Origin of the sequence: Streptomyces sp. NRRL F-2664, assembly GCF_000719345.1 — a bacterium.
Classification (GTDB): domain Bacteria; phylum Actinomycetota; class Actinomycetes; order Streptomycetales; family Streptomycetaceae; genus Streptomyces.
In genome coordinates, this window is sequence record NZ_JOFX01000004.1 from 192,460 (window position 1) to 205,828 (window position 13,369).

The window sequence follows — 13,369 nt, forward strand, 5'->3', positions numbered from 1 at the left end:
CAGCCTCCAGGACGGGTGTGTACGCCGGAAGGCGGAGACGGGATCCAGCTCCAGGTCTGACGCCCGAGGACGGCCACGCCACTAACGTCGGATCCGTGACTGTCATCGCGACTGAAAGCCTGAGCAAGCGGTACCCCCGAGTGACCGCCCTCGACCGGCTCTCCCTGGACATCGGACCCGGCGTGACCGGGCTCGTGGGCGCCAACGGAGCCGGCAAGTCCACGCTGATCAAGATTCTGCTGGGACTGTCCCCCGCCACCGAGGGCAGCGCCGCCGTGCTCGGCCTCGACGTCCATACGCATGGCAGTGCCATCCGTGAACGCGTCGGGTACATGCCCGAGCACGACTGCCTGCCACCCGACGTCTCGGCCACCGAGTTCGTCGTCCACATGGCGCGCATGTCCGGGCTGCCCCCGACCGCAGCCCGCGAGCGCACCGCGGACACCCTGCGCCATGTCGGGCTGTACGAGGAGCGCTACCGCCCCATCGGCGGCTACTCCACCGGTATGAAGCAGCGCGTCAAGCTCGCCCAGGCGCTCGTCCACGACCCCCAGCTGGTCCTCCTGGACGAGCCCACCAACGGCCTGGACCCGGTCGGACGCGACGAGATGCTCGGACTGATCCGGCGCGTCTACACCGACTTCGGCATCTCCGTTCTGGTCACCTCCCACCTCCTCGGCGAGCTGGAGCGGACCTGCGACCACGTCGTCGTCGTCGACGGCGGCAAGCTGCTGCGCTCCAGCTCCACCAGCGACTTCACCCAGACCACCACGACGCTCGCGGTCGAAGTCACCGACTCCGACACCCACCCGGACGGCACCGCCGCCCTGCGCAAGGCCCTCACCGAGGCGGGCCTCACCCTGCACGCAGGCGAGGAGCAGGGCCTGCCCGGAGCCGGCCACATCCTCCTCGTCGAGGCCACCGGCGAGCACACCTACGACACCATCCGCGACACCGTCGCCGAGCTGGGCATCGGCCTGGTCCGCATGGAACAGCGCCGCCACCACATCGCGGAAGTCTTCCGCGACAACGACCAGCCCGCGTACACCGCCCAGCCGAAGGGAGCCGGTTCCCATGGCGCCTGAGACGTCGACGCAGATCCACAACATCGGCTACCGGTCCTACGACGGGCCCCGGCTCGGCCGCGCCTACGCCCGCAAGTCGCTGTTCTCGCAGTCCCTGCGCGGTGCCTACGGCCTCGGCCGGTCCGCCAAGTCCAAGGTCCTCCCGATGCTGCTCTTCGCGGTGATGTGCGTCCCGGCGCTGATCATCGTCGCGGTGGCCATCGCGGTGCCCGGCTCCACGGACCTGCCGATCAAGTACACGACGTACGCCCTGACCACCCAGGTGGTCATCGGCCTCTACCTCGCCTCCCAGGCGCCGCAGTCCGTCTCCCGGGACCTGCGCTTCAAGACCGTCCCGCTGTACTTCTCGCGGCCGATCGAGCGCGTCGACTACGTCGTGGCCAAGTATGCGGCCATGGCTTCTGCCATGTTCATCCTCACCGCGACCCCGCTGCTGATCATGTGGATCGGCGCGCTCCTGGCGAAGTTCGACTTCGCCGACCAGACCAAGGGATTCGGGCAAGGACTCGTGTCGGTTCTGCTGCTGTCGCTGCTCTTCTCCGGGATCGGCCTGGTGATGGCCGCGCTCACCCCGCGCCGCGGCTTCGGTGTCGCGGCGATCATCGCGGTCCTCCTGATCCCCTACGGTGCGGTGACCGCGGTGCAGGGCATCGCCTACAGCACCGGGAACCCTGGATCCATCGACTGGCTGGGCCTGTTCTCCCCGATCACCCTGATCGACGGCGTACAGACCGCCTTCCTCGGCGCCACCTCCGCCTTCCCCGGCGGTGAGGGCCCCTCGGCCGGCATCGGCTTCGTCTACCTGCTCGTCGCCCTCGGCCTGATCGCCGGCTCCTACGCCGCCCTGATGGCCCGCTACCGGAAGGCCGGGCTGTGACCACCATCGACATCGACCACACCTCCCGCTGGTTCGGGAACGTCGTCGCCGTCAACGACGTGACCATGCGCATCGGTCCCGGCGTCACAGGGCTGCTGGGCCCCAACGGCGCCGGCAAGTCCACCCTGATCAACATGATGGGCGGCTTCCTGGCCCCCTCCACGGGCACCGTCACCCTCGACGGCGCCCCGATCTGGCAGAACGAGCAGATCTACCAGCACGTGGGCGTCGTGCCCGAGCGCGAGGCGATGTACGACTTCCTCACCGGTCGTGAGTTCGTCGTGGCCAATGCCGAACTGCACGGTCTCGACGACGCGGCCGCGCAGCGCGCGCTCGCCACCGTCGAGATGGAGTACGCGCAGGACCGCAAGATCTCGACCTACTCCAAGGGCATGCGCCAGCGCGTGAAGATGGCGTCCGCCCTGGTCCACAACCCGTCCGTGCTGCTCCTGGACGAGCCGTTCAACGGCATGGACCCCCGTCAGCGCATGCAGTTGATGGACCTGCTGCGGCGCATGGGCGACGAAGGACGCACCGTCCTGTTCTCCTCCCACATCCTGGAGGAGGTCGAACAGCTCGCCTCGCACATCGAGGTGGTCGTGGCGGGTCGGCACGCCGCCTCCGGCGACTTCCGCAAGATCCGCCGCCTGATGACGGACCGCCCGCACCGCTACCTCGTCCGCTCCTCCGACGACCGGGCACTCGCCGCAGCCCTGATCGCAGACCCCTCCACGGCCGGCATCGAGGTCGACCTGAAGGAGGGCGCACTGCGCATCCAGGCCGTCGACTTCGGCCGCTTCACCGAGCTGCTGCCCCTGGTGGCCCGTCAGCACGGCATCCGCCTGCTGACGGTCTCGCCCTCCGACGAGTCCCTCGAGTCGGTCTTCTCCTACCTCGTCACGGCCTGAAAGGAGCTGGCACCCATGTACAACCCCACCGTCGCCCGGCTCACCTACCGGGCCCTGCTCGGTCGGCGCCGCGCGCTGATCCTCTTCGCGCTGCCCGCCCTGTTGATCGTCATCGCCGCCGTGGTCCGTGCCTTCGTCGGTGTGGACGACAAGGTGGCTGCCGACCTCCTCGGCGGCTTCGCCCTCGCCACCATGGTCCCGCTGATCGGTGTCATCGCGGGCACCGGTGCCATCGGGCCCGAGATCGACGACGGCTCCATCGTCTACCTGCTCTCCAAGCCGGTGAAGCGTCCGACGATCATCATGACCAAGCTGATCGTGGCCATCGCCGTCACCATGGCCTTCTCCGCCATCCCCACCCTGATCGCCGGATTCATCCTCAACGGCAACGGCCAGCAGATCGCCGTCGCCTACACGATTGCCGCGCTCGTCGCCTCGATCGCCTACAGCGCCCTGTTCCTGCTGCTGGGTACCGTCAGCCGGCACGCGGTCGTCTTCGGCCTGGTCTACGCCCTGATCTGGGAGTCGCTCTTCGGCAGCCTGGTCTCGGGCGCCAAGACCCTCAGCGTCCAGCAGTGGGCCCTGGCCCTGGCCGAAAAGGTCGCCGGAGAGGGGTACGTCGACGCCACGGTGGGTCTGCCCACCGCGTCGATCCTGCTGGTCGTCGTCACGGTCGGAGCCACCGCCTACGCGGGCCAGAAGCTGCGACGCCTCACTCTGGCCGGCGAGGAGTAGGCCCGGCCGTTACCCCCGCGAACCGTGCCCCGCCCGGCCCACCTGCCGGGCGGGGCACAGCTCTGCCGGTCATCATCGGTGCATGAGCGAGCGAACCGACCCGGAGCCGTCCCGGCCCCTGCGGTCCTGGATACGTTCCTCGCCCGGAACGCACATCTGGCTGTTGATCATCGCCGTGACCAGCGTCATCGTCGCGACAGCCCCCGACCAGGTCGACCGCGTCCTGCTCCACCGCAACAGCAGCAATATCCACCAGCTGGTCCAGCACCCCGTCCGCGCGCTCATCAGCAGCGCGTTCTGGATCGTGAACCCGGCCTCCCTGGCCCTGTACGCCGTGCTCTTCGAGGTGTTCCACGCACCCGTCGAACGCTGGCTCGGAACCCTGCGCTGGTTCGTGATCGTGGCCACCGCCCATGTGGTCGCCACTCTGATCAGCCAGAAGGTCCTCCTGTCTGCCATCCAGGACCACCGCGCCCCCCGCAGCATGACCCACGTCGTGGACATCGGCGTCAGCTACGGGCTCGCGGCCTCCATCGGCGTCCTCACCTACCGGCTCCCCCACCCTTGGCGGTGGCTCTACCTCACCGGCGCCCTTGCCTTCTTCGGGATCCCACTGGCCACCGGCGGTACCTTCACCGACCTCGGTCACGCCATCGCGCTCGCCGTAGGACTGCTCGCCTGGCCGCTCACCCGCGACGTTGTTTCACGTGAAACAGCGCCTCCGTGGCACGGGGGAACGTGACTGGTCCGCCTCCGCCTCCGCCCTGGCCGCGCCCTGATGCTTCGGTCGCCGATGCGTGGAAAATCGCTGGTAACGGGGCTTAGGGCCGGGGCAGAGTGAGTCGTGCGGGGAGCAACAAAAGGTCCGGGGCAGCCACTTCGAGCGCGCCTTCTGGCGCGGGCTGCCCCGGACCTCCCGTACGTCCTGTGCGCTACGCCGCGCCGAGCAGGCGCTCCAGCACGACCGCGATCCCGTCCTCTTCGTGGGAGGTCGTCACTTCGTCGGCCACCGCCTTGAGCTCCGGATGGGCATCGGCCATGGCCACCCCGCGGGCGGCCCAGCCGAACATCGGGATGTCGTTCGGCATGTCACCGAAGGCGATCGTCTCCGCCGCCTTCACTCCCAGCCGGCGCGCGGCCAGGGACAGGCCGGTGGCCTTCGTCAGGCCCAGCGGCAGTATTTCGACGATGCCGGGACCCGCCATGACGACGTCGACCAGGCTGCCCACGATCTCCCGCGCCACCTTCACAAGCTGGTCGTCGTCCAGGTCGTGGTGCTGGATGTAGAGCTTGTTGAGCGGAGCCGTCCACACCGCGGCGGTGTCCTCCAGGTAGAGGGCCGGGAGGCCCTCCTGCACCTGGTAGCCGGGGCCGAACAGCACCTCCCCGTCCACCCCGTCCCGACTGGCGGCCAGCGCCAGAGGACCGACCTCGGCCTCCAGCTTCGACAGCGCCAGCCCGGCCAGCTGCCGGTCCAGCGTCACCGAGGTCAGCAGCCGGTGCGCGCCGGCGTCGTAGACCTGCGCGCCCTGCCCGCACACCGCTATCCCCTGGTAACCGAGGTCGTCCAGGATGTGCCGGGTCCAGGGCACGGCGCGGCCGGTGACGACGATGTGTGCCGCACCCGCCGCGGTGGCCGCGAGCAGTGCCTCACGGGTGCGTTCCGAGACGGTGCCGTCGCTACGCAGCAGTGTGCCGTCGAGGTCGGTAGCGACGAGCTTGTACGGGAACGGGGCCGGGCTCACTTGGTGATCGGCTCCAGGACCTCGCGGCCGCCGAGGTACGGACGGAGCGCCTCGGGCACCCGTACCGAACCGTCGGCCAGCTGGTGGTTCTCCAGGATCGCGACGATCGTGCGCGGCACCGCGCACAGGGTGCCGTTCAGTGTCGACAGCGGCTGGGTCTTCTTGCCGTCCCGGTAGCGGATCGACAGGCGGCGGGCCTGGAAGCTGTCGCAGTTCGATGCGGAGGTGAGCTCGCGGTACTTGCCCTGGGTCGGGATCCACGCCTCGCAGTCGAACTTGCGGGAGGCGGAGGCGCCCAGGTCACCGGTGGCGACGTCGATCACCTGGAACGGCAGCTCCAGGCTGGTCAGCCACTGCTTCTCCCACTCCAGGAGCCGCTGGTGCTCGGCCTCGGCGTCCTCCGGTGCGACGTACGAGAACATCTCGACCTTGTCGAACTGGTGGACGCGGAAGATGCCGCGGGTGTCCTTGCCGTAGGTACCTGCCTCACGGCGGAAGCAGGGGGAGAACCCGGCGTAGCGCAGCGGCAGCTGGTCGCCCTCGATGATCTCGTCCATGTGGTAGGCGGCGAGCGGTACCTCGGAGGTGCCGACCAGGTAGTAGTCGTCCTTCTCCAGGTGGTAGACGTTCTCCGCGGCCTGGCCGAGGAAACCGGTGCCCTCCATGGCGCGCGGGCGGACCAGCGCTGGGGTCAGCATCGGGATGAAGCCGGCCTCGGTGGCCTGGGCGATGGCGGCGTTGACCAGCGCCAGCTCCAGGAGGGCGCCCACACCGGTCAGGTAGTAGAAGCGCGAGCCCGACACCTTGGCGCCGCGCTCGACGTCGATGGCGCCGAGCAGCTCGCCGAGTTCCAAGTGGTCCTTGGGCTCGAATCCCTCGGCGGCGAAGTCCCGGATGGTGCCGTGCGTCTCCAGGACGGTGAAGTCCTCCTCGCCGCCGACGGGCACGTCCTCGTGGACGATGTTGCCCAGCTGGAGGAGAAGGCGCTTGGCGGCTTCGTCGGCCTCGTTCTGCTCGGCCTCGGCGGCCTTGACGTCCTGCTTGAGCTGCTCTGCCTTCTTCAGCAGTTCCGCCCGCTCCTCGGGGGAGGCCTTCGAGACGAGCTTGCCGAGCGACTTCTGCTCATTGCGCAGTTCGTCGAAGCGCATGCCAGAGGACCTGCGGCGCTCGTCGGCGGAGAGCAGGGCGTCGACGAGCTCGACGTCCTCTCCACGAGCGCGCTGCGAGGCGCGGACACGGTCAGGGTCTTCACGGAGCAGCCGGAGGTCAATCACCCCTCCAGGCTACCGGGCTGGGCTTCTCGGGATCACACCCATATCACGCTGCGTGTCGCTATGTCCTGTTTGCAACGAATGGATAAGACGTGATCGCTGACCGGAAGTGACCCTTGGCGGCAGGTCAATAAAAGCGGGCTCATTCCCCGAAAAGGGGCACAATGCCGGACCCCCGGGCCTCCCGGGCAGGCTCCAAAGGTTTCTTGTCCACAGGAATGGTGACCGCAGGGAGCTTATCCACAGGCTGTGTGCTGCTTCTGTGGATACAGGAATAGATCATTCCTGATCGGTGGAGGGTCGAGGTGAATCAGGGTTCAAACCGCCCTCACACACTCATTCGGGTGGGAATGGCTCGCCCCAAAGAGTTGATTGGTGATACAGGGGTGACGCCGTTCACCTACCGCTTCCCCACGCGAAACCGAGACCACTCGACCGATTTGTCGACCTTGTCGCGCCGTTCTGTCGACTTGTCCCCAGGTCTCCCTCTGGGCCTGTGGATAACTCTGTGGACAGTGGACGCCGCTACGCACGGCCGTCGAGGCAACGTGCCAGCCAGTCGGAGGCAGCCGTGAAGTCGCCATCCGTGGTCCCGGCCCGAGGGGCGCGGACGTCACCCTGAGCGACGCCGGCACGCGGGTACGAGCCGAGGAAGCGGACGTGCGGACAGGTGCGCTTGAGGCCCATGAGGGCTTCGCTGACCCGCCGGTCCGAGATGTGGCCCTCCGCGTCGACGGCGAAGCAGTAATTGCCGATGCCCTGTCCGGTCGGACGGGACTGGATCAGCATCAGGTTCACCCCGCGGACCGCGAACTCCTGGAGGAGTTCCAGCAGCGCACCGGGGTGGTCGTCGCCGAGCCACAGCACGACGGACGTCTTGTCGGCGCCCGTCGGTGCGGCGGGCCGCGCGGGACGTCCCACCAGCACGAACCGGGTCTCCGCATTCTCGGCGTCGTGAATCTCGGTGACCAGCGGCACGAGGCCGTAGGTCGCGGCGGCGAACTCGCCCGCGAAGGCCGCGTCGAAACGGCCCTCCTGGACCAGCCGGGCGCCGTCGGCGTTCGACGCCGCCGATTCCCACACCGCGTCGGGCAGGTTCGCGCGCAGCCAGTTACGGACCTGGGGCTGGGCGACCGGGTGCCCGGTGACGGTCTTCACGTCCGAGAGGGCGGTCCCCGGCCGCACCAGCAGGGCGAACGCGATGGGCAGGAGCACTTCGCGGTAGATCATGAGCGGTTCGCCCGAGGCCAGCTCGTCCAGGGTGGCCGTGACGCCGCCCTCCACCGAGTTCTCGATCGGGACGAGGGCAGCGGCCGCCTCACCGTTGCGCACGGCGTCCAGGGCGGCCGGGACCGACACCATCGGGACGAGCTCCCGGGTCGCGGCTTCCGGCAGGGTGCGCAGGGCGGCCTCCGTGAAGGTGCCCTCGGGACCGAGATACGTGAAGCGGGTGGCTGACATGCGATCAGCCTAATGCCGGGGTGGCGGCCGCCGCGGTGCTGTTCACCCTTCGAGCAGCCGCTGCCCCACGTACTCGCCGCTGCGCGGTCCGGGCGGTACCGCGTACAGGCCGCTGGACTCGTGGCGGATGAACGCCGACAGCGCGTCGCCGCGGTCGAGCTTGCGCTGCACGGGCACGAACCCGCGCAGCGGGTCGGCCTGCCAGCAGATGAACAGGAGACCGGCGTCGGGAGCACCGTCCGGTCCGATCCCGTCGTGGAAGGAGAAGGGACGACGCAGCATGGCGGCCCCGCCGTTCTGCTCTGGTGCTGAGATCCGGGCATGGGCGTTCGCCGCGATGACGGGCCTGCCGTCGCCGCCGATCTTGTCCAAGTCCAGCTCGGTGGTCTCCTCGCCGCCCGTCAGCGGGGCGCCGGTGGCCTTGGTCCGGCCGATGACCTGCTCCTGCTGGGCGAGGGTCTGCTGGTCCCAGTCATCGAGGAGCATGCGGATGCGCCGCACGACGGCGTACGAGCCTCCGCCCATCCAGGCGTGCTCGGCGGGGCCGGGGCCTGCGGCGGGCACGAAGATCCGCTGGTTGAAGTCGGGCTCGGAGGGCTTGGGGTTTCCGGTGCCGTCGACCTGCCCCATGAGGTTGCGGGCGGTCATCGGAGTGCTGGTGGCGCCGGGGGACCGGTTGAAGCCGTTCATCTGCCAGCGCACGCGTGCGGCGTCCCCGGCGTCTTTCTGCAGCGCGCGCAGCGCATGGAAGGCGACGAGGCCGTCGTTCGCGCCGATCTGGACCCAGAGATCGCCGTTGCTGCGCCGGGGGTCGAGCCGGTCGGAGGAGAAGTCCGGCAGTGGGTCGAGGGCGGTGGGCCGGTGCGCGCTGAGCCCCGTGCGCTCGAAGAAGGAGTGTCCGAAGCCGAAGGTGACGGTGAGGGAGGACGGCCCGGCGTCGAGGGCGATACCACTGTCGGCGGTCGGGGCGGTCTCGCCCGCCATGAGCCGCCGCGCGGTGTCGGACCAGCGGCGCAGCAGGGCGGCAGCCTCTGCGCGGCCTGCTCCGCCGGCCAGATCGAAGGCGACGACGTGTCCCTTGGCCTGCAGGGGCGTGGTGATGCCGGCCTGGTGGTCCCCTTCGAACGCCACCCGGGTGGCTCCGAGGGAGGAGAGGCTCCCTGCCGCTCCGGTCGCGGAACCGGTCCCGGAGCCCGTCAGCGCGGAGTGTGCGAGGGCGCCGCTTGCGCCGCCGAGGGCCAGGCCGGCGGCGCCCGCGGCGCCGACTGTACCCAGCAGTCGGCGACGGGAGATCTCGATGTCGGGGTTGCTCTCGGTCACGCTGGTCAGCCGATCTTCACGGTCTTCTGGACGGTGGTTTGGTCGATGTCGGACGTACGGACGGTCACGTCGATGCGCCATTCGCCGGCCAGCGGCAGTTGGACGCCGGATGCGGTCCAGTGGCCGGGGCCGGCCCGGTCGGGCAGGACCGGCAGCGGGCCGATGTCCTTGGCCGGCAGGGTGAAGGCGACTTTGATCTCAGGGAGGTCGAGGGGTCCCTGCCTATCGGCGCCCTCCGCCCAGAGGTGGAGGGTGTTCGCGCCGACCCGCCCCGGGTCGAGCTCCAGCCGGACGGACCCCTTGCCGTTCGGCCCGCGTGTGTCGAACGGCAGAGTGATCTTCACGGCGCGGTCGGGGACGGCAGGAGCGGCGGAGCCCCGGGCCGCCTCCCGCTCGACGGTACGCCCGGGCTCGGTGCTGGTGAGGATCGTGGTCACGACAAGCAGGACCACGGCAATCGCTGCCTCGGCGAGGACCGAGCGCCGCAGACCCGCACGGTCGGGATCAGCGTTGCGCATCCGCTTCTCGCGGGCGTTTTCCAGGGCGGCCCGCTGCCGGGCCAGCTGGGCGGCCCGCTCCGGGTCGGCGGGGACAGCGACGGCGGCAGCCGGCTCTGTTTCACGTGAAACAACAGCCTCTGTTTCACGTGAAACATCGTCGGCCGCAGCCGCGGCCGCCTGCAGGCCTGCCTCCGCAGGAAGGTCGGAGAGACGAGCGGTCCACTTCCGCGACAGGTACGCCACGCCCAGGAGGACCGCCACCAGGGCGACCTTGAGGAGCAGCAGCCGCCCGTATGCGGTGTCGGTGAGGGCGGGCCAGCTGCCGGTCTGCCGCCAGGCCTGGTACACCCCGGTGACAGCCAGGACCACCACGCTGACGAAGGCGACCCGGGAGAACCGCCGGACCGCCGAACGCTCGATCCCGGAAGACTTGTGCAGGGCGACGAGCAGTGCACAGAGGCCACCGAGCCACGTGGCGACAGCCAGCAGGTGCAGGATGTCGGCGGGCATGGCCAGGCCGGGCTGAATACCGGTGGATGCGTGCTCGGACAAGGCCCAGGTCGCCGCGATACCACCGGAGATCACGGCGCCCCCGATGGCCAGGCCGAAGGTGAGATCGCTCGTGTCCTTGGCATCCTCCTCGGTCACCGGGTGCTGCTGACGGCGGGCGTACACGCCGAAGAGGACCGCGACGAAGAGGGCAGCCGCACCCAGCAGGAGAAGCCGGGAGACCAGCGACGCGCCGGTCTTGGTCTCCAGGACCGCCCTGAGCCCGTCCAGGTCGAAGGCGTCCGCGAACCGTCCCGACCCCGTGTACGGAGTCCGGAGTACCAGCATCGCGAGAGTGGCGGTGGTCAGGGTGACCCAGGCCCGGACGACGAGCTTCTGCAGCGGCCGCTCGGCGGCGCCGCGGCGCCAGCACAGCAGGACGAAGGCCGCACCGCCCACCAGGACGGTGAAGCCGGCGTATGCGGCGTAGCGGGCGATGCCGTAGGCGATCCCCATGGGGCCACCGCCCGCCGATGCCGTGGGGAGGGACACCTCGGTGGCCGAGGGCGCGCCGATGGAGAAGGTGAACGCGCCGGAGATCGGGTGGCTGTCGGCCGAGACGGCCTGCCACGCGACCGTGTAGGTGCCATGGGGCAGGCCGGAGTGCAGGGCCGTGCCATAGCGGACGGTGCTTCCGCTGCACATGTCGCGCAGCTCACCGGTGTCCACCCGCCGGCCCTGCGGGTCGAGAACGCGGATCGAATCGTCACCCATGGCCACTTGCTCCGAGAAGGACAGGGTGACCTGAGCGGGTGCCGTGGCGACCACCGCCCCGTCCGTGGGGTCGCTCGCGGTCAGTGCGGCGTGAGCCGTGGCCGGTGCGGCCGCGGTGAAAAGGGTCGCCAGCAGGGCTGCGAGGACCAGCGCGAGCCGCGGCAGCAATGCCGTGGCCCGGGCCCGGGCCGTGGAGGGGGCGGTGGCCGTCATGGCGTGTCAGTCCTCGATCGGTCAGTGGCCGTTGTGGCCCGTGGAGGTCGGAGCCTGCGCGTTGTACGTGCGTTCCTTCACGTCCAGCTCGACCTTGACGGAGCCGGCCTTCTCGAAGCGGAGCTCGACAGTGACCTTGTCGCCCACCTTGGGAGTGTTCTTCAGCCCCATGAACATGATGTGGTTGCCGCCGCGCTCCAGCCGGAGCTCGCCGTTCGCCGGCACGTCCATCGAGGGGACCTGCTGCATCTTCTGGTCCTTGGTCTCGTGGATCTGGAGATCGTCCGAGAGCGGGGACGTGGCGCCGGTGAGCTTGTCGGCCGTGCCGGAGCCGTTCTCGATGACCATGAAGCCGCCGGCCATCTTGTCGTTGACCGGCTGTGGCATGAAGGCGCCGGTGACGCTGACCTTCGGCTCGCCGGCGCCGGAGCAACCGGATATGGCGAGTGCTGCCGTCAGGGAGAGGGCGGTGGCGAGGGTGCGGGTGGTGCGGGCGTTCACGGGTTCTCCCCCTTGATGAGCTTCGGCAGGTCCTTGGCGTAGTCGTCGACGCTCGTGCCCTCGCCGTAGAGGACGTAGCCCTCGTCGGTCTTGGGCGAGAACGCGATGACCTGCGCGCCGTGCATGGAGACGACGCTGCCGTCCGCCTCCTTCTTCGCAGGGTCGATGCCGATGCCGAGGGTGCGGGCCGCGGCCTGGATGGTCGCGAAGTCCCCGGTGAGTCCGATGAAGGACGGGTCCTGCGCCTTGAGCCACGGGCCGAGGGACTCGGGAGTGTCCCGTTCGGGGTCGGTGGTGACGAAGACGACCCGGAGGTTGTCCTGGTCCTCCTTGGGGAGGCCCTTCTTCGCGACGGCGATGTTGCTCATCGTCAGCGGGCACACGTCGGGGCAGTTGGTGTAGCCGAAGTAGATGAGCGTCGGCCTGCCCTTGGTCTGCTCCTTGAGGTTCCACGGCTTGCCGGTGGTGTCCGTCAGGACGAGCTCCGGCTTGTTGAAGGGGCGGTCCAGGACGGTGGCGGCCTTGTTGCCGCTCTGGCCGCCGGAGATCTGGGTGATCCCGCTGCTCTTGGCGGGTTCGTCGCCGCTGCAGGCGGTGAGGGTGAGTACGGCAGCGGCAAGGAGCGCGGCGGCCGTCACACGTGTGGTGCGCATGGAGAGATGTCCCTGGGATCGGGGATGTGGGGATGCTGGGGAGGTAGGGAGCGACAGCGCCCGCAGGCGTCGCACGTCAGGCCGAGCGGCGGCGTGAGGCGACGCCGAAGGCGACACCGCCGAGTCCGACGACGATGCCGGCGATGGCGAGGACGCGCGCCGTGGTGTCGGAGCCCTGGTCGGCGGAGCCCTCGTGGGCGTGCCCCGCGTTCTTTCCGGCGTCCTCCCCGGCGTTCTTCGCCTCGCCCGCCGCGCCGCCGGCGTGGTGGTCGTCGCCCTTCGCGGCGGTCAGCTTCAGCACGGGCGCCGGGGTCTGCGGCTCCGGGGCACCTTCCGCGGCCTCCTCGATCCAGCGCACGACCTCGTTGTTGTCGTAGGTCTGGATCGCCTTGAAGACCATCTGGTCGGCGTTCTCCGGGAGCTTGCCGACGGAGACCGGGAACTGCTGGAACATGCCCGGACCGATCTTCCCGCCGGACCACGTCACCTTGGTGACGACCTCGCCCACCTGCCTGCCGTGCACGGTGAGCGGCTTGTCGAGCTTGGTCTTCTCGACGTTCACGGTCCAGCCGGGGACCTCCTGCGGCATGACGGACGTGAGGGGCTGGTCGACCGGGAAGTTGACCTCGAGCTGGGTGGTCGAGGCGTTGTCGCGCTCGTTGGGGACCTTGAAGTTGAGCGTCGCGTAGCCGCCCTTGGCCGCTTCACCGATCGGCTGCACACCGACGTGTGCGAAGGCCGGGCCCGAGAGGACGAGGACGGAGCCGGCGGCGACGGCGGCGGCGAAGGAGACGCGAGAGGTCTTCATGGCAGAAACACTCCACGGAAGCAGGGTGG

General features: G+C 69.5%; 13 protein-coding genes. 5 read left to right on the forward strand and 8 right to left on the reverse strand.

The window, feature by feature from the left end:
• Positions 1 to 95 precede the first annotated feature (95 nt).
• The 5 genes from IF89_RS0106750 to IF89_RS0106770 all read left to right on the forward strand — a co-directional run bounded on the left by IF89_RS0106750 (position 96) and on the right by IF89_RS0106770 (position 4,347).
• Positions 96 to 1,085 (forward strand): ABC transporter ATP-binding protein, encoded by a 990-nt coding sequence (locus IF89_RS0106750; RefSeq protein WP_078628132.1) that lies wholly within the window; start codon positions 96 to 98, stop codon positions 1,083 to 1,085.
• On the forward strand, positions 1,075 to 1,962 hold the full coding sequence (locus IF89_RS0106755; protein WP_030762651.1) for an ABC transporter permease subunit: 888 nt from the start codon (positions 1,075 to 1,077) through the stop codon (positions 1,960 to 1,962). The genes IF89_RS0106750 and IF89_RS0106755 overlap by 11 nt, the downstream gene beginning before the upstream one ends.
• Entirely contained in the window at positions 1,959 to 2,870 is a 912-nt protein-coding gene (locus IF89_RS0106760) for an ABC transporter ATP-binding protein (RefSeq protein ID WP_030762655.1), read from the forward strand. Before IF89_RS0106755 ends, IF89_RS0106760 begins: the two co-directional genes overlap by 4 nt.
• Positions 2,871 to 2,885: 15 nt before the next feature.
• On the forward strand, positions 2,886 to 3,605 hold the full coding sequence (locus tag IF89_RS0106765; protein ID WP_030762657.1) for an ABC transporter permease: 720 nt from the start codon (positions 2,886 to 2,888) through the stop codon (positions 3,603 to 3,605).
• An 82-nt stretch (positions 3,606 to 3,687) separates the two neighbouring features.
• Positions 3,688 to 4,347 (forward strand): rhomboid-like protein, encoded by a 660-nt coding sequence (locus tag IF89_RS0106770; RefSeq protein WP_030762658.1) that lies wholly within the window; start codon positions 3,688 to 3,690, stop codon positions 4,345 to 4,347.
• A 190-nt stretch (positions 4,348 to 4,537) separates the two neighbouring features.
• Here IF89_RS0106770 and IF89_RS0106775 read toward each other — a convergent pair whose 3' ends face one another.
• The 8 genes from IF89_RS0106775 to IF89_RS0106810 form a co-directional block, all read right to left on the reverse strand.
• Positions 4,538 to 5,350, reverse strand: a complete 813-nt coding sequence (locus IF89_RS0106775) for an HAD family hydrolase (RefSeq protein ID WP_030762659.1) — start codon at positions 5,348 to 5,350, stop codon at positions 4,538 to 4,540.
• A complete protein-coding gene (serS, locus tag IF89_RS0106780) occupies positions 5,347 to 6,624 on the reverse strand; it encodes a serine--tRNA ligase (protein WP_030762661.1) in 1,278 nt (425 codons plus the stop codon). Before serS ends, IF89_RS0106775 begins: the two co-directional genes overlap by 4 nt.
• 522 nt (positions 6,625 to 7,146) lie before the next feature.
• On the reverse strand, positions 7,147 to 8,082 hold the full coding sequence (pheA, locus tag IF89_RS0106785) for a prephenate dehydratase (RefSeq protein ID WP_030762663.1): 936 nt from the start codon (positions 8,080 to 8,082) through the stop codon (positions 7,147 to 7,149).
• A gap of 42 nt (positions 8,083 to 8,124) precedes the next feature.
• Positions 8,125 to 9,411 (reverse strand): iron uptake transporter deferrochelatase/peroxidase subunit, encoded by a 1,287-nt coding sequence (gene efeB, locus IF89_RS0106790; RefSeq protein ID WP_420706887.1) that lies wholly within the window; start codon positions 9,409 to 9,411, stop codon positions 8,125 to 8,127.
• A complete protein-coding gene (locus IF89_RS0106795) occupies positions 9,408 to 11,378 on the reverse strand; it encodes a copper resistance CopC/CopD family protein (protein WP_030762669.1) in 1,971 nt (656 codons plus the stop codon). Before IF89_RS0106795 ends, efeB begins: the two co-directional genes overlap by 4 nt.
• A gap of 21 nt (positions 11,379 to 11,399) precedes the next feature.
• Positions 11,400 to 11,879 (reverse strand): copper chaperone PCu(A)C, encoded by a 480-nt coding sequence (locus IF89_RS0106800; protein WP_030762670.1) that lies wholly within the window; start codon positions 11,877 to 11,879, stop codon positions 11,400 to 11,402.
• A complete protein-coding gene (locus IF89_RS0106805) occupies positions 11,876 to 12,532 on the reverse strand; it encodes an SCO family protein (RefSeq protein WP_030762674.1) in 657 nt (218 codons plus the stop codon). Before IF89_RS0106805 ends, IF89_RS0106800 begins: the two co-directional genes overlap by 4 nt.
• Positions 12,533 to 12,608: 76 nt before the next feature.
• The gene (locus tag IF89_RS0106810; protein ID WP_030762681.1) at positions 12,609 to 13,340 is read right to left on the reverse strand and encodes a YcnI family protein; all 732 of its coding nucleotides are present in this window, start codon (positions 13,338 to 13,340) and stop codon (positions 12,609 to 12,611) included.
• Between the last annotated feature and the right edge of the window lie 29 nt (positions 13,341 to 13,369).

Excerpts from the sequence above, each read along its gene's own strand:
- pheA (WP_030762663.1), bottom strand. The coding sequence starts at position 8,082 with ATGTCAGCCACCCGCTTCACGTATCTCGGTCCCGAGGGCACCTTCACG.
- IF89_RS0106755 (WP_030762651.1), top strand. The coding sequence starts at position 1,075 with ATGGCGCCTGAGACGTCGACGCAGATCCACAACATCGGCTACCGGTCC.
- IF89_RS0106770 (WP_030762658.1), top strand. The coding sequence starts at position 3,688 with ATGAGCGAGCGAACCGACCCGGAGCCGTCCCGGCCCCTGCGGTCCTGG.
- IF89_RS0106805 (WP_030762674.1), bottom strand. The coding sequence starts at position 12,532 with ATGCGCACCACACGTGTGACGGCCGCCGCGCTCCTTGCCGCTGCCGTA.
- IF89_RS0106765 (WP_030762657.1), top strand. The coding sequence starts at position 2,886 with ATGTACAACCCCACCGTCGCCCGGCTCACCTACCGGGCCCTGCTCGGT.
- IF89_RS0106795 (WP_030762669.1), bottom strand. The coding sequence starts at position 11,378 with ATGACGGCCACCGCCCCCTCCACGGCCCGGGCCCGGGCCACGGCATTG.
- IF89_RS0106810 (WP_030762681.1), bottom strand. The coding sequence starts at position 13,340 with ATGAAGACCTCTCGCGTCTCCTTCGCCGCCGCCGTCGCCGCCGGCTCC.